Genomic DNA, 19398 nt, shown 5'->3' on the forward strand with positions numbered 1-19398 from the left:
CCTCAGTCGCGGGCGATCATCCCCTGATCGAGCAGACGGGCGACGACCCGCTCGGCCGCTCGGCCATCGTCACGCGCGTTGAACCGCGCGACCCACGACGCGTACCGCTCCGCGTGACCCTTCGTCGCCCCGGGATCCGCCAGCGCCGCGGTGAGCTCGTCCTGCGTCGAGGTGAGCGGGCCGGGCGCCCGCTCGATGAGATCGAAGTAGAACCCACGGAGCTTGCCCCGATAATGCGCGAGGTCGGGGACGAAGAAGTAGATCGGCTTGCCGGTCGCCGTGAAGTCGAACATGACGGACGAGTAGTCGGTGATCAGGGCGTCGGCGGCCAGCAGCAGCGCCGAGATGTCGGGATACGCCGTCACATCGATGACGCGCGACCCGCCCGTGTCGGCGCCGGGCAGGAGCGTACGGGAGTGCCCGCGCACGAGGATCACGGCACCGGCATCCGCTGCCAGCCGCTCGAGGTCGAGGTAGTCGACCATCTGCTCGCGATCGTCCCGCCAGGTCGGCGCGTACAGGAGCACCCGGTCATCGGGCTCGAGCCCCAGACCCCGGCGAACCGCGTCCCGGTCGCCTGAGGCGAGCACGTCGTTCCGCGGGTAGCCCTCCACCCACACCGGACGGCGCCAGAATCCGTACGCCTTCGACAGGATGCGGGCCGCGTACGGATTCTGTGCGAGGAGAACGTCCCAGCGCCGGCTCTCACGGATCACCGCGAGCGCGCGGCGCGGGTCGAAGCCAGGCCGATCGAGGGCCAGACGCTTGAGCGGCGTTCCATGCCAGGTCTGCAGGATGCGCTGGCCGGGGCGGCGGACGAAGCGGCGCCGCAGCCAGTCGTTGACGACAAGGAGACGGGAGACCCCCCGGGCGTGCCACCACTCCGGCGAGCCTTCGACGACGGCGACGGCACCCTCGGGAACCTCCACCGAGAGGTCGACGACGCTCCAGTACCTCGTGACGGCAGGCGCGACGCGGGAGATCTCCGCGTCGATCGCCCGCGGGTTGCAGCTGGCGTTGCGCCCGTAGAAGCTCTCGAAGAACACCGCGTTCTCGAGCGGTCCGCGAACGGTCGCATAGTCACGCTCGAGCGCCGCTTGGCCCGCCGGCGACGTGTCTGCGTCCCGCAGCGGCGGCGAGACGACCACCGCACCATCGGCGAGCTCCACCGCCAGCGACTCCCCCGTCGACCGCCCGAGGTCCACGACGTCGCCCCGGCTCTGGACCCGACCGTCGACCTCGAGGCGGTACCGACCGCGGGGAAGAGCGAGGACCGGCCCGCCCCACCGAGCGACCCGAAGGGGCAGGACAGCCCGCCACCCGGCATCCGTCGTCGAGATCACGGCTGTCACCGTCGCACGGGGACCGATGGCGCGGATGTCCGAGGGAGCGGCCCCGGATGCGTTCAGGACGAGGCCGTCGCCCGCCTGCAGGGCGGCGTGGATCATTCGTTCCCCCTCGACGGATGCGCCGACGCGAGCGCGCGCCGGATGGCACGATACACGCGCTCGGCACTTCGGCCGTCCCGGTAGGCGTGCACGCGGCGGCTCAGCTCCTCGGCGCGGGAGAGGCGCCGGGCTCGTTCGGAGTCGTCGTGCAGCACGCCGTCGAGGTGGCGCATCACCTCGGCCCAGCTCGTCGCGACGTCCTCCCCGGCGACATCGCGGTACCGGCCGTAGAAACCGCGCTCCGCGGCGTACTGCGCCTCGTCCGGGGCGAAGAAGACGACCGGCAGCGGGATCAGCGCGGTGTCGAACACGAGCGAGGAGTAGTCGGTGATGAGCGCATCGAACGCGCGGAGGACGGGGGTCACGTCGGGGAGCAGATCCGCCCCGAGGAGGCGTACCCGTCCGTCCGCGTCCGGCGGCGAGTATTCGCCCGCGCCCAGTGGGTGCGAGCGGATCACCAGCACGGCATCCTGCGCGGCCAGGGACGCTGTGATCGCGTGCCTCTCCTCCGCCGTGGGGACGGCGGGGTCGGGTGCGCCGTCGCGCCACGTCGGGGCGTACAGCACGAGGCGGGAGGACCCCACGGAGCCGACGAGGGACTCGACTGTGCTCCGGGCCTCCGCTGCCGAAGGGCCCGTCGAGAGCACGTCGACGCGCGGTTCGCCCGTGACCACGATCCGGTCGTACCCGAGCCCGAACGCGGACTCGAGGCGGCCGCGGACGAGGTGCGACGCGGCGGGCAGGAGCCGGATGCGGCGCTGGGTCCGCTCGTAGGCGACCCGGAGGAGCCGCGCCAAGCCCGGGATCGGGAGCGGAGCGCGCGCGGTCACCGGGGAATCCAGACCGAGCCGCTTCAGCGGGATGCCGTGCCAGAGCTGCACGAGGAAGGATCCCGCCGTCGCGTATCGGTTGACGTCACCGGCGCCGTGCGTGACGACGACCACTCGTGCGCGCGCCGTGAGCCAGAAGCCGCGGAAGCCCTGCTTGCGGGCCGAGGGGATGCCGGCACGCCGAGCCATCTCGTCGTCACGCGCCGACCCGGTCAGCCAGACGGCTCGCTCACCCTGCTCCGCGGCGACCTGCCAGAGCGCCCACGCACCCTCGCCGACGCCGGCAGCCGAACCGAACACCCACAGGTCGGTCGACCTCGGGATGATCCGCGTCGCCACGAGGCCCAGCACATGGAGCGGGAGCCGGGCCACCTGCGCGCCGTTGCCCGACGAGAACGAGAACGACCCCATCCCGCGAGCCTATCGCGGGGTGGGGTCGTGACTCGGAAGGTCGCGTCGGAGCGGTCAGTCGGTGAGCTTGCCGAGCGTCACGTCGGCGGTGAAGGACTTCCCGCCGCGGACGTAGACGACGCTCGCGTCGGAACCGGCGGCCAGGGCGCGCACCTGAGCGGTCAGGTCGGTCGCGTCGCGGACCGGCACGCCGTTGAACTCGGTGACGATGTCGCCGGCCTTCAATCCCGCCTTCGCCGCTGCCCCACCCGAGGTCACATCGCTGACGAGGGCACCGGCCACGGTGCTGTCCTTCTGGTCCGCCGAGTTGCCGACCATGGCGCCGAGCAGACCGTGCGTGGCGGAACCGTCCTTGATGATCTCGTCGGTCACGCGCTTGACGACGCTCGAGGGAATCGAGAAGCCCACGCCGATGGACCCGGCTTCGCTGGAGGACGACGACCCGCCGCCGGCGGTGGCGATGGCGACGTTGATGCCGATCAGCTTGCCCTCGTCGTCGACGAGCGCGCCGCCGGAGTTGCCCGGGTTGATCGCGGCATCCGTCTGGATCACGGCGATGGAGATGGTCCCGGCCGATCCCGAACCCTGCTGCTGGCCCTGACCGAAGTCGAACTGGAACGGGGACTGTCCGTTCTGCCCCTGATCCTCCTGCTGCTCGCCCGAATCGGGCACCGCCGACGAGGCGATCTGGATCGAGCGGTTGAGCGCACTGACGATTCCGGTCGTGACGGTGTTGGACAGGCCGAGCGGCGCGCCGACCGCGACGGTCGTGTCGCCGACGTTCAGCTTGGTCGAGTCCGCGAAGTCGATCGGGGTCAGTCCGGTCGCGCCCGTCAGCTTGATGACGGCGAGGTCGTAGATCGGGTCGGTGCCGACGACCTTCGCGTCGTAGACGCGACCGTCGGAGGTCGTCACCCGCAGGGCGACGTCCGAGCTCGCACCGTCGAGGGTGACGACGTGCGTGTTGGTCACGACGTAGCCGTCCTCGCTGAGGATCACGCCGGAGCCGGTGCCGCCGCCGTTCGACGATGTCGCACTGATGGTGACGACGCTCGGCAGGGTCTTCGCCGCGATTCCGGTGGTCTGGTTGACGTTGTCGGGGTCGTTGACGGTGACCTGGGTCGTGCCGTTCGAGGACGCGACCGTGCCGTTCTGGTGGAACACGTCGCTGCCGATCGCCGCGCCGCCCAGGCCCGAGACGGCGCCGACGATCGCGGCGGCCACGAGGACGGCGACGATCTTGCCGGAGCCGATCTTCGCGTCGTGCGGACGCGCGTGGCCGTCGTCGGCGACCGCGCCAGCCGGCTGCGACGAGAACGCCGCGCCCGGGGCGTGCTGTCCGCGCGAATCCGCGCCCTGGGGGTGCTGGCCGTGCGGCTGCGCGTACCAGCCCTGACCGGCCGGCTGCGCGAGGGGCGTCGTCGGTGCGGTGGGCTGCGAGGGCGCGCCGGAGTCGGGCATCGGCGGACGCGGCGGCACCGCTGCGTCAGGCGTGTGGGGGTCGGGGGTGTTCGAATCGCTCATGGGACTGCTCCTTTTCCGAGGCGTCTTCAGAGTGCTCCCGGAGTCTGTGGACCAGCTATGCCGACCCTCCGATCAGCCTATGGGAGCAGACGCCGCCGCGGGTCGCCCACGAGGGCGTCCCGCGAGGCGGAGCGTTACGCTGGCCCCGTGCTGCACATCCCCGGCGCCTGGCAACGCGCGGCGCGCGGCGCAGGCCTCCTCTCCCCCGCCGGCGAACTCGCCCCGACGATCTTCGCCGAGATCACCGCCGCCGCCGTCCGCCACGATGCCGTCAACCTCGGCCAGGGGTTCCCCGACGAGGACGGACCGCCCGAGGTGCTGGATGCCGCGATCGTCGCCATCCGGGACGGAGTGAATCAGTACCCGCCCGGACGAGGGATGCCGGTCCTCCGGGAGGCGGTCTCCGATCATCAGCACCGCTTCTACGGCATCGACGTCGACCCCGAGCGCGAGATCCTCGTCACGGCCGGCGCCACCGAGGCGTTGACCGCCGCCCTCCTCGCCCTGCTCGATGGGCCGGACGACGAGGTCGTGGTCTTCGAGCCGTACTACGACTCGTATGCGGCCGCCGTCGCCCTGGCCGGTGCACGCCTCGTGCCCGTGCCGCTGCGCTGGCCGTCGCTCGAACCCGACCTCGACGAGTTGCGTGCCGCCGTCCGCGACCGAACCCGGATCATCCTCGTCAACGACCCCCACAACCCGACCGGAACGGTGTTCTCGAACGAGGTCCGCGACGAGATCGTCCGACTCGCCGAGCGTCACAACGCGCTGATCGTCACGGACGAGGTGTACGAGCACCTCGTCATGGACGCCGACCACGTCCCCCTCGCGACGCTGCCCGGCGCCGCCGAGCGGACCCTCACCATCTCGTCGGGCGGCAAGACGTTCCGAACCACGGGGTGGAAGGTCGGCTGGGTGAGCGGGCCGGCAGACCTCGTCGACGCGGTGCTGGCCGTCAAGCAGTACCTGACGTACGTCAACGGAGCACCCTTCCAACCCGCCATCGCCGTCGGTCTCGGCCTGCCCGACACCTTCTTCGACGACCTCGCCGCGACCCAGCGTGAGCGCCGCGACCTGCTCGGCGCGGGCCTGCGCGCCGCCGGGTTCGAGGTGTCCACGCCCGCAGGGTCGTACTTCACGGTCGCCGATGTGCGTTCGATGCTCGCCCCCGGCGAGGATGCCGCCGCGTTCTGTCGCGCCCTCCCCGAACGCGTCGGTGTCGCCGCGATCCCGCTCACCGCGTTCGCGACGCCGGAGCACCGGGAGCGGTACGAGACCCTGGTCCGATTCGCGGCCTGCAAGCGGACGGACGTCATCGCCGAGGCGGCGCGGCGGCTGGCGGCATCCGCGTCGTGACCCTCCGGAGGCGGCTCACTCGCGCGGAGCGACCGTGTACCGCCGAAGGGCCAGCGCAGGATTGACACGGCGGACGCGGGCGACGGTCGCCGCGTCGACGTGGGCGACGGCGACATCCGTGCCCGTGCCGATCGTCACGACGGGCACTCCCTGCGGGTCGATGACGACCGAGTGCCCCACGCCCAACGGCGGCGGGTGATCGGCACCCGCGACGTAGAGCGTGTTCTCGATGGCCCGAGCCTGGAGGAGCGTTCGCCAGTGATCCTCCTTCAGAGGCCCGCGCACCCACTCCGCGGCGACGAGGAGGACGTGCGCTCCCGTGTCGGCGAGCACGCGGGAGACCTCGGGGAACCGCAGGTCGTAGCAGGTCATGAGGGCGAAGCGGATGCCGCCGGCCTCGAACGTCTCGGGTTCCTCCAGCGCTCCCGGCTCCACCCAGTCCGACTCGCGCTGTCCGAACGCGTCGTAGAGGTGGAGTTTGCGGTAGCGCGCGATGAGCCCACCGGCATCCACCGCGACGACGGTGTTGCGCACGAGCCCGTCCGTGTCGGAACGTTCGACGAGCCCCGCGACGATCACGACGTCGTGGTCACGCGCCAGTGCCGTGAGGGCGGTCACGAACGCGCCGTCAAGGTCCTGCGCGTGCGCGGCGAGCGACGCGTCGAACGGGTCGACGAAGTAACTGGAGTACTCGGGGAACAAAACGACCCGCGCACCTCGGCCGCGGGCGCGGGCGACCAGTTCCGAGATGGCCTCGAGGTTGGCGGTCTCGTCGGCGGACGGCGCGAACTGCGCCACTGCGACGCCGAGGGGCGAGTCGGTCATGGGGTCCTTTCCGACCGCAGGCGGGTGATGACAGGGACGACGAGCCAGAGGGCGACGATGACGATCCCCAGAGCGACGCCTGCGATCCAGGATGCCGCACCCCCCACCACCACGTCGAAGACGAACGCGACGACCCCCACCAGGAGCGCGGAGACGAGACCGAGGGCGGCGAGCATGCAGCCGTGGCCGAAGCGGACGATCGTGGACTTCGCACGGCGTGCGAACAGGATGCGGTGCACCGAGACGGGCGCAAGGGCGACGACGGCGCTGAGGGCAGACAGGAGGACGAGGACGAGATAGCCGATGCGCTGCGCCCCGGCGAGATCCCCGAACGACGGCTGGAACGCGAGCGCGAGGAGGAAGCCCGTGAGGATCTGAGTCCCGGTCTGCAGCACGCGGAGCTCCTGGAGAACCTCGTTCCAGTTGCGGTCGGCCCGCTCGTCTCGCGTCTCGTCGCGCCCGTCCGTCTGTGCGTCGGCGGCGGCGTCGATCTCACGCGGAAGCATGTCCTCATCCTGCCGAACTCGGGGCTTTCCGGCACCGATTCGCGTCCGCCTGAAACGCGTGCTAGTGTTTTCTCTTGTGCCGCGGGGTGGAGCAGTTCGGTAGCTCGCTGGGCTCATAACCCAGAGGTCGCAGGTTCAAATCCTGTCCCCGCAACGAAAAGAAGAAGGCGTCCCCTCTCCGGAGGGGGCGCCTTCTTCGTTGTACGGCTCGGTCAGGCCGGCAGCATCGCGCGCTCGATGTCGGCGAGGAAGCGCACGATCGCGCGCAATTCGTCGTCGGTGTAGGCGTCTGCAGCGTCACGCATCCGCTGGAGCCGCTCGCCGAAGTGGCGACGGAAGGTGACTCGCGCTTCATCCGTGAGCGCCACGATGCGGGCGCGGCGGTCATGCGGATGCGGCTTGCGGACGAGGTAACCGGCGGCCGTCAAACGGTCGAGCAGCTTCGTGGTCGACGCCGTCGAGATGGCGAGGTGGGTGGCGAGATCGTTCGGCTTGACCACCTCCCCGTGCTGCTCGCGGATGATGAGCATCCGGAGCGCGGCGAGGTCGGTCGTGTTCATGTCCATGTCACCGCGCATACCCGCGTACATTCGATCCAAGGAGTCGGAGAACGCGCGGATCGCTTCGAGGGCGCTCATCACGATGGCATCGCGCTCACTGCCCGGAACCCATGGATTGGCCACCATTGGACACCTCCTCGCTCGATAGGTAGCATGACGATTGATTGCTAGATAATCTAGCAAAGTACGGAGGACCTGTGTCAGACATCGAGTACGTCATCCTGCTGGACGACGACGGACGCGACATCGGCACCGCTCCGAAGGCAACGGTCCACGGTACCGACACGCACCTCCATCTGGCGTTCTCCTGCCACGTCTACAACTCGCGCGGCGAGCTCCTCGTCACCCGCCGCGCCCTGAGCAAAGCCGCCTGGCCGGGCGTGTGGACGAACTCGTTCTGCGGGCACCCGGGCCCTTCGGAGTCGATGGTGGATGCCGTCCACCGCCGCGCGGCCCACGAAGTGGGACTCACCCTCCGCGACGTCACCCTCACGCTGCCGCAGTTCCGCTACCGCGCCGTCGACGCGTCGGGAATCGTCGAGAACGAGATCTGCCCGGTGTACGTCGCCTACACGGACGACGAACCCCGCCTCAACCCCGACGAAGTCGCGGAGGCGCGCTGGGTCGACCCCGCCGACCTGGACACGTCGATCAGTGCCGCCCCCTGGGCCTTCAGCCCGTGGCTCGTCCTCCAGGCGCAGCAGCTCGAGCTGGTGCCAGACGCCCGCAGGAGAGCCTCGTGATCGCCCTGTCATCGATCGCCCGACGCGAGATCGATGACGCTCTCGCGGTCGCACTCGACCGCCTGCGCATCCGATCGGCCGCCCTCGGCGAAGCCTCCGCGGCGCTCGGCGAGGCGACCGCGGCATCGGCCACCGGTGGCAAGCGCCTGCGGCCCGCGCTCGTGGTCGCCGCGTTCGAGGCGTTCGGCGGCGACATCCGACACTCCCCCGGGCTCTGGCGCGTCGCCGCGGCCTTCGAGCTGCTCCACGCGGCGTTCGTGGTCCACGACGACCTGATCGACGGCGACGTCGAACGGCGCGGCATCCCGAACGTCGTCGGACGGTTCCGTGAACGCGCACACGCCCTCGGCGGCGACCACGACGATGCGAACCTGCTCGGCGCAGCCGCGGCCGTCCTCGCCGGCGACCTGCTGCTGTTCGAGGCGACGAGGCTCATCGCGACCGCGCCCGTCACCGCCCCCCATCGGGCTGCCCTCTTCGTCCTCCTCGACGACGCTCTCCTCGTCTCCGCGGCGGGCGAACTCGCCGACGTCGAGCAGACCATCGGTGCCGACCTCCCCCCGGCCGACTCGCTCATCCGCACGGCACGCGACAAGACGGCGTTCTACTCCTTCCAGGCTCCCCTCGCCGCAGGCGCACTGCTGGCGGGGGCGAGCGACGACGAGCGGGCCGCCCTCGAATCGGCCGGCTCCGCGATCGGGGTCGCCTTCCAGCTCGCCGACGACCTCATCGGCACCTTCGGGTCGCGCGCCGAGGCGGGACGCGAACCGGGGGCGGACCTCCGTGCGTCCAAGCGCACCCCGCTCATCGCCATGGCGGCCGAGACCGAGGCCTGGCCTCGCATCGCCTCCGCCCTCGCGATGGCGCCGACCGGGCCGATCGCGATCGCCGAGGCACAGCGCGAACTGGCCGCCAGCGGCGCGCGCGAGCGAGCGGTCGAATTGATCGCCGACACCCTCCGTTCGGCGCGCGGCCGTGCGGCGGACGCCTCGCTCCCCCGCGACGCCGTCGTCCTCCTCGCCGCACTGGCCGCCGCCGTCGAGGACCGCATCCCCCGATGACCGACACGCTCTACGACGAGACCGCGACGGTGGCGGCGGCATCCGTCATCCGTGCCTACTCGACCTCGTTCGGGCTCGCGACGAATCTCCTCGGCGGACGCGTGCGCCCGCACGTGCGGAACGTGTACGCCCTGGTGCGCGTTGCCGACGAGATCGTCGACGGAGCGGCCGAGGCGGCCGGCGTCCCGCTCGACGAGCAGCGGAACGTCCTCGACGCACTCGAGGCCGAGACCTACGCCGCGATCGCGCGGGGGTTCAGCGCCAACCTCGTCGTCCACGCCTTCGCGCGGACCGCCCGCCAGTGCGGGATCGCCCGCGTGCACATCGAGCCGTTCTTCACCTCGATGCGCACCGACCTTGAGCAGGCCCAGCACGACGACGCCTCGCACGACGACTACGTCTACGGTTCCGCCGAAGTCGTCGGGCTCATGTGCCTCCAGGTCTTCGTCAACGCGGGATCCGCCGCGCCGCGCGACCCGGACCCGGCCCTGGTGTCCGGCGCGCGCCGCCTCGGGGCCGCCTTCCAGGACATCAACTTCCTGCGCGACCACGCCGACGACGCCGGCCGCCTGGGCCGGGACTACCTCGGCGTCGACGGGGGCGCCGCGCGACGCGAGCAGGTCCTCGCACGCATCGATGCCGACCTGGATGCCGCGGCCGCGACGATCCCGCTCCTGCCCGCGGACTGCCGCGTCGCGGTCGCGACCGCGCACGGCCTGTTCGCCTCGCTCGCCGACCGCCTGCACCGCACCGCCGATCTGGACACGAGGGTCCGCGTCCCGAACCCCGTGAAGGCGGCGATCGCGGTCCGCGCGGCCGTCGCCCACCGCACCGTCCTCCCCGCCCGACGACCCTCCCGGAGGTCCCCCGCATGACCCGCCGCATCGCGATCATCGGAGGAGGCATCACCGGTCTCGCCACCGCTGCGCTCCTCGCCGACCGAGGCGACGAGGTCACCGTCTTTGAGGCGCTCGACGACGTCGGCGGGCGCGCCGGCAGCTGGGAGAAGGACGGCTTCCGCTTCGACACCGGCCCCAGCTGGTACCTCATGCCCGAGGTCTTCGATCACTTCTTCGCTCTGCTCGGCACCACGGCCGCCGAGCAGCTCGACCTCGTGCGGCTGGATCCCGCCTACCGCGTGTACCACGAGGGCGAGAGCGAGCCCTTCGACGTCGTCTCGGGACGGGATGCCGCCGTCGCCGCGTTCGAGGCCCGCGAGAGCGGCGCCGGCGAGAAGCTCGCGACGTACCTCGACTCCGCCGGCGAGATCTACGACCTCGCGGTCTCGCGCTTCCTGTACGACCCCTACGTCTCGCTGAAGGGGCTGACCCACCCCGACGTGCTGAGCAAGCTCGGCACGCTGCTGCCGCTCCTCCTGCGCCCCCTGTCGACGCACGTCGAGAAGCGGTTCGCCGACCCGATCCTGCGACAGGTCCTCGGCTATCCGGCGGTCTTCCTCGGGGGCTCGCCGTACGACGCGCCGAGCCTGTACCACCTGATGAGCCACCTCGACCTCGACGACGGCGTGCTCTACCCCCGCGGCGGCTTCGTGCAGATCATCCGGGCGATCGCCCGCCTCGCCGAAGAGCGCGGCGCGGTCATCCGCACCGGCAGCCGCGTCGAGCGGATCATCACCGTCGGCGATGTGGCCACCGGCATCCGTCTCGCCGACGGCACCCGCATCGAGGCGGACCACGTCATCTCGACCGCCGACATGCATCACACCGAGACCGCGCTGCTCCCGCCGGAGCTGCGGTCTCGCAGCGACGCGTGGTGGGACAAGCGCGTGCCGTCCTTCGGAGCTCTCCTGATCCTCCTGGGCGTCGAAGGCGAGCTTCCCGAGCTCGAACACCACACCCTGCTGTTCACGAAGGACTGGAAGGCGAACTTCGACGCGATCTTCGGCGCGGAGCACGCCGGTGCGATCCCCGACCCCGCCTCGTTGTACGTCTGCCGGCCGAGCGCCACCGATGACGACGTGGCGCCCGCCGGCCACGAGAACCTCTTCGTCCTCGTCCCCATGCCCGCCGCTCCCGAGCTCGGACACGGCGGAGTCGACGGCGCCGGCGACCCGGCGATCGAAGCCGCTGCGGATGCCGTCATCGCTCAGATCGCGTCGTGGACCGGTGTCGCCGATCTCGCCGATCGCGTCCGTGTGCGCCGCACCATCTCGCCCGGCGACTTCGCCGCCGACTTCGGTTCCTTCCGGGGCGGCGCGCTCGGCCTCGCTCACACCCTCGGGCAGTCGGCGATGTTCCGCCCGGGGCTGCGCTCGAAGGTCGACGGCCTTCTCTACGCCGGTCAGACCGTGCTCCCCGGCGTCGGCCTCCCGATGTGCCTCATCTCGGCCGAGCTCGTCGTGAAGCTCCTCGACGGGGACGTGTCCACCGGACGGCTTCCCGAGTCGCGCGCCTCGGAACGCTGACGGCGGTGCCCGGGCTGTACCTGGGCGCCCTGATCCTCTCGGCGCTCGGTGTGATCGCGATCGACCTGAGGCACCGCCTCGCAGTGGCCGCCGACCCCGGTCGCAGCCTGTTGCTCATCGCGTGCGGTACGGCCTTCCTTCTCGTATGGGACCTGGTGGGCATCGCGACCGGCGTCTTCGTCCGCGGCGACAGCCCTCTGCTCGTCGGCATCGATCTCGCCCCCCACCTGCCTCTCGAGGAGCCCGTCTTCCTGGCGTTCCTCTGCCACCTGACGCTGGTCGTCCACGCTCTCGTCACGCGGAGACGCACGCGAGCACGAAGCCGGGACGCCGCATGACCTACCCGCTGATCGTCCTCCCGTTCGTCGTCGTCACCGTCGTCGTGACCCTCTTCTCGCTCCGCCGCCCGCAGCGACGAGAGCGCCTGGTCGCGTCGCTGTGGACCGCCGGCATCCTCGTCCTCCTGACGGCGGTGTTCGACAACGTGATGATCGCCGCCGACCTCTTCACCTACCCCGAGGAGCACATCAGCGGCATCCGCATCGGCCTCGCCCCGATAGAGGACTTCGCCTACCCGCTGTGCGTCGCCTTCCTCCTCCCGGCGATCGGTGCGCTGCTGCCCGAGAGGAGGGATGCCGCGTGACGCCCCTCCGCTTCGCCCGCCAGCTCTTCGTGTCCTCCCGCCCCGTGAGCTGGATCAACACGGCATATCCGTTCGCGGCGGCGTATCTGCTGGCCGCACGCGAGATCGACCTCGTCCTGGTCATCGGGACCATCTTCTTCCTGATCCCGTACAACGTCGCGATGTACGGCATCAACGACGTGTTCGACTACGAGTCCGACCTGCGGAACCCGCGCAAGGGCGGAGCGCACGGAGCGATCCTCGAGAAGAGCCTGCACGCCCCCACCCTGTGGGCGTCGGGTCTGCTGGGTCTCCCTTTCGTCGTCTTCCTCGTGCTGTCGGGCCCACCGTTGTCGTGGCTCGTCCTGGGGCTCAGTCTGCTCGCGGTCGTCTTCTACAGCGCGCCGCCCCTGCGCCTCAAGGAGCGCCCCTTCGCGGATTCGGTGACGAGCAGCATCCATTTCTTCTCGCCCGCCGTGTACGCCCTCGTCCTGACCGGCGCGACGTGGACGCCGCAGCTCGTGCTCATCATCGTGGCGTTCGCGCTGTGGGGTGTCGCGTCGCACGCATTCGGCGCCGTGCAGGATGTCGTCGCCGACCGCGAGGCGGGGATCTCATCGATCGCCACCGCGCGCGGCGCGGCGTGGACGGTGCGGTTCTCGCTCGTCGCCTACGCGGCGTCGGGCGTCGCTATCCTCGGGACCGCGTGGCCGGGACCGCTCGCCGCGATCGTCGCGCTACCGTACCTCGCCACCGTGTGGCCCTACCGCTCGGTGACCGACGCGGATGCCGCCTCCGCCACCCGCGGCTGGGACCGGTTCCTCTGGCTCAACCAGTTCGCCGGATTCGTGGTGACACTGCTGGTGATCTGGTGGGGGCTGTTCCTGTCGTGAACCGCCCCCACCAGATCAGCGGGATCACTCCCCGTCGAGCTGGATGAGCCTGTTGATGATGTCGGTGAGCGCCTTGTCCTGCTCGCCGTAGGCGGCCCAGTCACCCTTCTGCATGGCGTCGTCACGCGCCATCATGACCTGACGGGCCTGCTGCAGGAGACGCGCGATCTCGTCGCCGACACCCGCTGGGGGCGTCTCGTTCTGTCCGCCGCCGGGCGTCGCGCTGGGGCTCGGCGACCCGCTCGGCGAAGGCGACGGCGTCGTTCCCTCATCGCCGGTCGTCGCGCCGGAGTCACCGCCGAACAGCTTGTCGAGCGCTTCCTGCAGGGTGTCCTCGAAGGCGACCTCGTCACCGAACGCGACGAGGATCTTGCGGAGCGCGGGCAGCTGGGTTCCGCTCGACGCCTGCACGAAGATCGGCTGCACGTACAGCAGACCGCCACCGACGGGGAGCGTCAGCAGGTTGCCGTTGCGGACCTCGGACTGACCCTGTCGCAGGAGGTTCACCTGCTGCGCGATGGTCTCGTTCGAGCTGAAGGTGTTCTGCACCTGACCCGGGCCGGGGACCGAGACATCCGCGCTGATCTCCAGCATGCGGAGCTTGCCGTAATCGGGGTTCTTCTCGCCCTTCGTGCTGCCGGCGTTGGCGTCGACCGCGAGGTAGCCCATGAGCACGTTGCGCTCTTGGTCGCCCTCTGCCGCCGGAATGAAGGACGTGAACATCGAGTAGGTCGGGTCCTGCTGGCCCGGCATCTGCATCGTCAGGTAGTACGGCGGCTGCAGGTTCGACTGGGTCACCGGGTCCTGCGGCGTCCGCCACGCGTTGTCGCGGCGGATGAAGGACTGCGCGTCGTCGACGTGGTAGGTCCCGAGCATGGCGCGCTGCACCTTGAACAGGTCCGTCGGGTAGCGCACGTGGCTCATCAGGTCGCCGGACATCTCGCTGATGGGGCGGAGGGTCGACGGGTAGATCTTCTGCCAGGCCTTCAGCATCGGGTCCTGGTCGTCCCAGGCGTAGAGCTTGACCGAGCCGTCGTACGCATCGACGGTCGCCTTGACCGAGTTGCGGATGTAGTTCACGTCGTCGAGCGCGACGCTCGGGGCGCGGTTCGTGGTGTCGGAGATCGCGTCCCGCAGGCTCACGATCGACGAGTACGGGTAGTTGTTGCTCAGCGTGTAGCCGTCGATGATCCAGACGACGCGGCCGTCCACGACGCTCGGGTACGGATCGCTGTCGAGCTCGAGGTAGGGGGCCACCTTCTGGACGCGATCGCGCGGGTTGCGATCGTAGAGGATCTGCGAGTCGTCGTTGATCCCGTCGGAGAACAGGATGTCGGTCGACTGGAACTTCAGCGCGTACAGCAACCGGTTGAACGGGTTGCCGATGTTCGGGCCGCCGTTGCCGGTGAACGTCGTCCGGGTCTGACCGGCGCCGTCCTCGCCGCGCGGGTAGTCGAGTTCGACCGGGTCGCTGCCCTTCGGGGCGCCGACGATCGAGTAGGGCGGCGACGACTCGCCGAAGTAGATGCGGGGCTCGTACTTCGACTCGTTGGTGAGGTCGCCGGAGGTCGGGATGCCGCGCTCGAGGAAGACGGGGTCACCGTCCGCGGTGCGGTCGTTGCCCTTCGCCGCCACGACGCCGTAGCCGTGCGTGTAGACGAGCGTGTTGTTGTACCAGGACTGGGCGTTGCCCAGCTGGTCGAGGTTCAGCTCGCGCACCGACACGACGGCATCCTGCATCTTGCCGTCGATCTCGTACCGGTCGACGTCGAGCGGGTTCTGGAATTGGTAGTACGAGCGGTACTGCTCGAGCTGGCGCACGGTCGGTCCGATGATGGCGGGGTCCATGATGCGCAGCGACGCGGTGGTCTCGGCGTCAGCCCGGAGCTGCCCCTTCTCGGCCGTGGTGACCGCCTCGTACTCGGTCTTCTCGAGCCCGTTGATGCCGTAGGCGAACTTCGTCGCCGCGAGGTTGCGGTCGACGTAGGGCGCCTCGTAGGTCTCGAGGTTCGGCGCGACCTGGAATTGGCTGACGGCCCACGGGTAGGCGACGCCGACGACGAGGGAGGAGACGATGAGCAGCGCGGTTCCGATGAGCGGGAAGCGCCACCGGCCGATGATGGCCGTCACGACGAACAGCGCGGCGACGATCGCCGCGGCGATGGACAGGATCGCGAGACCCGGGATGACCGCGTTGACGTCGACGTAGCTGGCGCCGGTGAACCGGTCGCCCTGCGTCGTGAGCGTCTTGAACCGGTCGAACCAGAGGCTGACCGCCTGTACGGCGAGATAGAGCGCAGCGACGATGGCGAGCTGGATGCGGGCGGCCTTGGAGATGCGGAGTTCGCGCTGACCGACGCGCACCGAGCCGTAGAGGTAGGCGACGACGACGGTCACGAGAAGGCAGATCAGCAGCACTGCGGACGTGAAGCCGAGCACGACGCTGTAGAACGGCATCTGGAACAGGTAGAAGCCGGTGTCGAGGCCGAACTGCGGATCCTTCTGACCGGTGGTGACACCGTTGGCCCACAGCCAGGCGGTCTCCCACTGCGCCGAGGCGGCGAAGCCCGCGAAGAAGCCGAAGAAGACGGGGATGCCCCACATGGCCAGGCGTCGGAGAGGCTCGACGACCTCCTGGTAGTGATCGAGCTGGGAGCTCAGTCGGGCGTAGACCGGCCGAAGTCGGTACGCGAGCTGGATGGCTGCGAAGACGGGGGCCGCCATCGCGACGAACCCGATGACGAACATGACGACACGGGCCGTCCACTGCGTCACCAGCACACTGTCGTAGCCGAGCTGCTTGTACCACTGCCAGTCCGTGTACAGGCTGGCGAACGCGAAGAACGCGATCACCAGCACCACGAGGACTCCGACCGTGATGGCGATCGTGCGGCGAACGGGGTTCGGAGGGGTGGACGTGGCCGGTCCGGCAGGTGTCGAGGTCACCCTCTCATCCTAGGCGGGGCCGACTCGCGGACGGCGGCGGCGGGATGCGCTCTGGGCGGAATCGCAGGGGCGCTGCGGACTCAACCGGCGGCGCACACGGGGAGCTTGTCCACGCCCGTGCCGGTACGGATCGCGTCGAGGGCTGTGAGCGAGTCGTCGAGGGTCGAGACGGGGACGACGCGCAGGCCGTCCGGGACGTGGCCGACGACCTCGTTGCAGTTCTTCTCCGGGGCGAGGAAGTAGGTGGCCCCGGCATCCTTCGCGCCGTAGAGCTTCTGACGGATGCCGCCGATCGGCCCGATCGTGCCGGTGGCGTCGATCGTGCCCGTTCCGGCGACCTGCTTGCCTCCGTTGAGCTCGCCGGGAGTCAGGGTGTCGATGATCCCGAGCGCGAACATCTGGCCGGCGCTGGGCCCGCCGATCCGGTCGAGCTGGATCTTCACGTCGATGGGGAAATCGAAGTCCCGCGAGGTCGTGATCCCGATGATCCAGACCGTGCCGTCCTTCGTGGTGGTGCGCGAGGGCGTCACGGTGACCGTGCGCTCGGCACCGTTCCGGCGGATGACCAGTTCGACGGGCTGACCTCCCCGCTCGTTGATCAGGGATCGCAGCTGCGCGGTGTCCTCGATCGGCGTGCCGCTCGCCGAGACGATCTCGTCGCCGACCTCGAGGATGCCCTTCGCGGCGGAGTCGTCGCTCAGTGCGCCGACGCCGACGTGGGCCCGGACCTCGTACCCCAGTTCGGTGAGCGCGGCGGCCGTGGCCTCCTTCTGGGAGTCGACCATCAGCGCGGCGTTCTCCTCGTTGCGCTGCTCGGTCGTCGTCCCCGCCGGGAACACGTCGTCGATCGGGAGGACGGCTTCGCCGGGATCGAGCCACGCCTTCGCGAGCTCGAACCAGGACGGCGTGGTCTCGCGGTTGCCGACGACCTGCACGGTGGTGAGGTCGAGGGCGCCCGCGGTGGGGTACGTCTTCGCACCGCTCACAGAGATGAGGGGGACGTCGTCGCCGGACGCGTTCTCGGCCGACCCCAAGGTGTTGACGACCGGTCCCTGCCGCTGGATCACGAAACCGGTGGGGAGGAAGCTCAGGATGAGCAGGGCGACGAGCGCCACGACGAGAGCCCAGACCCCCGCGGAGAAGCGACGGGAACGGCGGGACGGCGGGGCGGCAGCCGGCTCGGCGGCGTTGTCGAAGAGCGACACGCGGGTCCTTCCTCCGGCGCTCGTTCGCGGCCGGCGTACACGGGACGTCTCCCGCTCGGACCGGGCGGAGAAAACCTGCCACTAGCGTAGAACGAGACGTCTCCCCCCTGCTGAAAGGCGCCTGACATGACCGATCCCTCGGACGACGATCTGCCCGGCGACGACGACCTCGCCGAGATGCTCCGACGCATGCTGAGCGGTCAGGGCGGAATCGACCCCGAGCAGCTCCGCCAGCTGTCGGGCATGGGCATCGACCCCGCGATGATGCAGAACATCATGCGCCAGTTCCAGGCGGCGATGGCCGGTGACGGGGACGACGACGGCCTCGACTGGTCCGCCGCGAAGACCCAGGCCCTGCACATCGCGAATCAGGACGGGCTGGGGATCACGGCAGGGTCGCGGACCGAGTTCGATCAGGCCTTCGCCCTCGCCGCGCTGTGGCTCAGCGAGGTGACGGCGATCGCCGAGCTCGCGCAAGCTCCGCAGCCGATCACCCGCGGCCAGTGGGTGGAGGCGACCCTCCCGGTGTGGCAGGAGCTCGCCGAGCCGATGGCGACCTCGATCAGCGACGCGCTCATGGCAGCGCTCGAGTCGCAGACGCCCGAGGAGATGCGTTCGGCCATCCAGGGCGCGGGACGCCTCATGCGCCGCGTGGGCGGCGCCCTGTTCGCGTCGCAGCTGGGTGCGGTGATCGGACGCCTGTCGCTCGAGGTCGTGAGCGGTGGCGACGTCGGCATCCCTCTTATGCCCACGGGGGACGCGGCGATCCTGCCGCAGAACTTCGCGGACTTCGGCCGCGACCTCGAGATCGAGGAGGACCAGCTCGCGCTCGTGCTGGCCACCCGCGAACTCGCCCACGCGCGACTGTTCCGTCACGCGAAGTGGCTGCGCCTGCATGTCATCTCGCAGGTGACCGACTTCGCGCGCGGCGTCCACGTCGACACGGACGCCCTCGAGGACCTCGCCTCGCGGTTCGATCCGTCGGCCCCCGAAGAGCTGAAGGCGGCCATCGAGAGCGGCGCCCTCCTCCCCCAGCGCTCTGAGGCTCAGGTCGCCGCCCTGACGAGGCTCGAGAACCTCCTCGCGACCATCGAGGGCTGGGTCGACGTCGTCACCGCCGACGCGACCGCGCGCGTGCCCTCCGCCGACCGCATCGCCGAGGCCGTCCGCCGCCGCCGCGCGGTCGGCGGGCCCGGCGAACAGGCGATGGCCTCCCTCGTCGGCCTCGAACTGCGTCCCCGTCGACTGCGCGAAGCCGCCGCCATGTGGCGCGCGGTGACGGATGCCGTCGGTCCGACGGTCCGCGACCGCCTCTGGGATTACCCCGACCTGATCCCGACGGCTGAGGACATCGACGATCCGGCCGCGCTGGTGGCACGGCTGCAGGCGAGCGAGCGCGGCGAGGAGCCCGAACGCGATGCGTTCGACGACGCCCTCGCGGCCCTCTTGGACGAGGAGGCAGCCGCGGAGCATCCGACGGATGCGGCTCCTGCCGACGACGAGCCAGACGAGCCGGATGCGCCCGGCGAGGACGGCCCGACGGGACCGCGGCCCGTCTGATCCCCGAGCCTCCTCCACAGCGGCTCTGAGGCCTGTCCTCAGCGTTCGCCTGTGGACGGCCCCGGCGGAGGCGGGGACGCGACGTCAGAATCGCGGCATGCTGCGTCTCGCCCCCTCTCATCCCCCGCTGTGGCGGACCCCGACCAGCGTCCAGCTCGGGATGGACGACGAGCGACCGCTGACCGGTCTGACGCCGTGGCAGGAGCGTCTGCTCGATGCCCTCGTGAGCGGCATCCCGGATGCACGCCTCGCCCCGCTGGCGCGGGAGCTCGGTGCGACCGACGACGAAGCGGATGCGTTCCTGCGTCGCATCGAGAAGGCCCTCGCTCCCGAGGTGGCGCCGGCACCGGCCGTCCGGGTCGAGCTGCCGGCCGATCTGCGCCACGAGGACGAGACCACGCTCGTCGGCGGGATGCAGGCCGCGGGACTGGACGTCGTCGACACCGCGCGATGGCCCCTGCCAACGGCGCCCGAACCGATCGT

At 70.4% G+C, this 19398-nt stretch carries 17 protein-coding genes and 1 tRNA gene; 10 read left to right on the plus strand and 8 right to left on the minus strand.

Annotation, left to right across the window (positions count from 1 at the left end):
* Positions 1-2: 2 nt before the first annotated feature.
* Genes BLR68_RS01400 through BLR68_RS01410 form a run of 3 tightly spaced genes read right to left on the minus strand, consistent with a single transcriptional unit; the run spans position 3 to position 4213 of the window.
* Positions 3-1448, minus strand: coding sequence for a CDP-glycerol glycerophosphotransferase family protein (locus BLR68_RS01400; protein ID WP_018188233.1), 1446 nt, complete (start codon positions 1446-1448; stop codon positions 3-5).
* Positions 1445-2689 (minus strand): CDP-glycerol glycerophosphotransferase family protein, encoded by a 1245-nt coding sequence (locus BLR68_RS01405; RefSeq protein WP_018188234.1) that lies wholly within the window; start codon positions 2687-2689, stop codon positions 1445-1447. The genes BLR68_RS01400 and BLR68_RS01405 overlap by 4 nt, the downstream gene beginning before the upstream one ends.
* Positions 2690-2743: 54 nt before the next feature.
* Positions 2744-4213, minus strand: a complete 1470-nt coding sequence (locus BLR68_RS01410) for a S1C family serine protease (protein WP_018188235.1) — start codon at positions 4211-4213, stop codon at positions 2744-2746.
* Between the two features lie 147 nt (positions 4214-4360).
* Here BLR68_RS01410 and BLR68_RS01415 point away from each other — a divergent pair, with 147 nt between their 5' ends.
* On the plus strand, positions 4361-5569 hold the full coding sequence (locus BLR68_RS01415) for an aminotransferase class I/II-fold pyridoxal phosphate-dependent enzyme (RefSeq protein ID WP_018188236.1): 1209 nt from the start codon (positions 4361-4363) through the stop codon (positions 5567-5569).
* A 15-nt stretch (positions 5570-5584) separates the two neighbouring features.
* On the opposite strand, the gene BLR68_RS01420 is transcribed toward BLR68_RS01415, so the two are convergent.
* Complete coding sequence (locus BLR68_RS01420; protein WP_018188237.1) at positions 5585-6394, minus strand: carbon-nitrogen hydrolase family protein; 810 nt, start codon at positions 6392-6394, stop codon at positions 5585-5587.
* Positions 6391-6900 (minus strand): DUF6328 family protein, encoded by a 510-nt coding sequence (locus BLR68_RS01425; RefSeq protein WP_018188238.1) that lies wholly within the window; start codon positions 6898-6900, stop codon positions 6391-6393. The genes BLR68_RS01420 and BLR68_RS01425 overlap by 4 nt, the downstream gene beginning before the upstream one ends.
* An 80-nt stretch (positions 6901-6980) precedes the next feature.
* Here BLR68_RS01425 and BLR68_RS01430 point away from each other — a divergent pair.
* Positions 6981-7054, plus strand: a tRNA-Met gene (locus BLR68_RS01430).
* Positions 7055-7112: 58 nt separating this feature from the next.
* Here BLR68_RS01430 and BLR68_RS01435 read toward each other — a convergent pair.
* Positions 7113-7538, minus strand: a complete 426-nt coding sequence (locus tag BLR68_RS01435) for a MarR family winged helix-turn-helix transcriptional regulator (RefSeq protein ID WP_371129969.1) — start codon at positions 7536-7538, stop codon at positions 7113-7115.
* A 119-nt stretch (positions 7539-7657) separates the two neighbouring features.
* Here BLR68_RS01435 and idi point away from each other — a divergent pair, with 119 nt between their 5' ends.
* The 7 genes from idi to BLR68_RS01470 are packed head-to-tail and all read left to right on the plus strand — an operon-like array spanning position 7658 to position 13204.
* Positions 7658-8203 (plus strand): isopentenyl-diphosphate Delta-isomerase, encoded by a 546-nt coding sequence (gene idi / locus BLR68_RS01440; RefSeq protein ID WP_018188240.1) that lies wholly within the window; start codon positions 7658-7660, stop codon positions 8201-8203.
* The gene (locus tag BLR68_RS01445) at positions 8200-9264 is read left to right on the plus strand and encodes a polyprenyl synthetase family protein (protein ID WP_018188241.1); all 1065 of its coding nucleotides are present in this window, start codon (positions 8200-8202) and stop codon (positions 9262-9264) included. The genes idi and BLR68_RS01445 overlap by 4 nt, the downstream gene beginning before the upstream one ends.
* Positions 9261-10139, plus strand: coding sequence for a phytoene/squalene synthase family protein (locus tag BLR68_RS01450; protein ID WP_018188242.1), 879 nt, complete (start codon positions 9261-9263; stop codon positions 10137-10139). The genes BLR68_RS01445 and BLR68_RS01450 overlap by 4 nt, the downstream gene beginning before the upstream one ends.
* The gene (crtI, locus tag BLR68_RS01455) at positions 10136-11689 is read left to right on the plus strand and encodes a phytoene desaturase family protein (RefSeq protein ID WP_018188243.1); all 1554 of its coding nucleotides are present in this window, start codon (positions 10136-10138) and stop codon (positions 11687-11689) included. The genes BLR68_RS01450 and crtI overlap by 4 nt, the downstream gene beginning before the upstream one ends.
* Positions 11690-11694: 5 nt before the next feature.
* A complete protein-coding gene (locus BLR68_RS01460) occupies positions 11695-12027 on the plus strand; it encodes a lycopene cyclase domain-containing protein (protein ID WP_018188244.1) in 333 nt (110 codons plus the stop codon).
* The gene (locus BLR68_RS01465; RefSeq protein WP_018188245.1) at positions 12024-12332 is read left to right on the plus strand and encodes a lycopene cyclase domain-containing protein; all 309 of its coding nucleotides are present in this window, start codon (positions 12024-12026) and stop codon (positions 12330-12332) included. The genes BLR68_RS01460 and BLR68_RS01465 overlap by 4 nt, the downstream gene beginning before the upstream one ends.
* Positions 12329-13204, plus strand: a complete 876-nt coding sequence (locus BLR68_RS01470) for a prenyltransferase (RefSeq protein ID WP_018188246.1) — start codon at positions 12329-12331, stop codon at positions 13202-13204. Before BLR68_RS01465 ends, BLR68_RS01470 begins: the two co-directional genes overlap by 4 nt.
* Before the next feature lie 24 nt (positions 13205-13228).
* Here the strand turns inward: BLR68_RS01470 and BLR68_RS01475 are convergent, their stop codons facing one another.
* Both BLR68_RS01475 and BLR68_RS01480 read right to left on the minus strand, forming a co-directional pair.
* Positions 13229-16150 carry a UPF0182 family membrane protein gene (locus tag BLR68_RS01475; RefSeq protein ID WP_018188247.1) on the minus strand — a complete coding sequence of 974 codons (2922 nt, stop codon included), beginning with the start codon at positions 16148-16150 and terminating at the stop codon, positions 13229-13231.
* A gap of 80 nt (positions 16151-16230) precedes the next feature.
* Complete coding sequence (locus BLR68_RS01480) at positions 16231-17355, minus strand: YlbL family protein (protein ID WP_018188248.1); 1125 nt, start codon at positions 17353-17355, stop codon at positions 16231-16233.
* 126 nt (positions 17356-17481) lie between these two features.
* Between BLR68_RS01480 and BLR68_RS01485 the strand changes: the two genes are divergently transcribed.
* Entirely contained in the window at positions 17482-18915 is a 1434-nt protein-coding gene (locus BLR68_RS01485; RefSeq protein ID WP_018188249.1) for a zinc-dependent metalloprotease, read from the plus strand.
* The last annotated feature ends 483 nt before the right edge of the window (positions 18916-19398 follow it).

It is taken from the genome of Microbacterium sp. 77mftsu3.1, from assembly GCF_900100525.1.
Taxonomy (GTDB): domain Bacteria; phylum Actinomycetota; class Actinomycetes; order Actinomycetales; family Microbacteriaceae; genus Microbacterium; species Microbacterium aquilitoris.

Bases quoted from the DNA above. Each gene is read 5' to 3' on its own strand.
- BLR68_RS01465 (WP_018188245.1), top strand. From the start codon at position 12,024: ATGACCTACCCGCTGATCGTCCTCCCGTTCGTCGTCGTCACCGTCGTC.
- BLR68_RS01420 (WP_018188237.1), bottom strand. From the start codon at position 6,394: ATGACCGACTCGCCCCTCGGCGTCGCAGTGGCGCAGTTCGCGCCGTCC.
- BLR68_RS01405 (WP_018188234.1), bottom strand. From the start codon at position 2,689: ATGGGGTCGTTCTCGTTCTCGTCGGGCAACGGCGCGCAGGTGGCCCGG.
- BLR68_RS01425 (WP_018188238.1), bottom strand. From the start codon at position 6,900: ATGCTTCCGCGTGAGATCGACGCCGCCGCCGACGCACAGACGGACGGG.
- crtI (WP_018188243.1), top strand. From the start codon at position 10,136: ATGACCCGCCGCATCGCGATCATCGGAGGAGGCATCACCGGTCTCGCC.
- BLR68_RS01450 (WP_018188242.1), top strand. From the start codon at position 9,261: ATGACCGACACGCTCTACGACGAGACCGCGACGGTGGCGGCGGCATCC.
- BLR68_RS01400 (WP_018188233.1), bottom strand. From the start codon at position 1,448: ATGATCCACGCCGCCCTGCAGGCGGGCGACGGCCTCGTCCTGAACGCA.
- BLR68_RS01435 (WP_371129969.1), bottom strand. From the start codon at position 7,538: ATGAGCGCCCTCGAAGCGATCCGCGCGTTCTCCGACTCCTTGGATCGA.
- BLR68_RS01410 (WP_018188235.1), bottom strand. From the start codon at position 4,213: ATGAGCGATTCGAACACCCCCGACCCCCACACGCCTGACGCAGCGGTG.
- BLR68_RS01485 (WP_018188249.1), top strand. From the start codon at position 17,482: ATGACCGATCCCTCGGACGACGATCTGCCCGGCGACGACGACCTCGCC.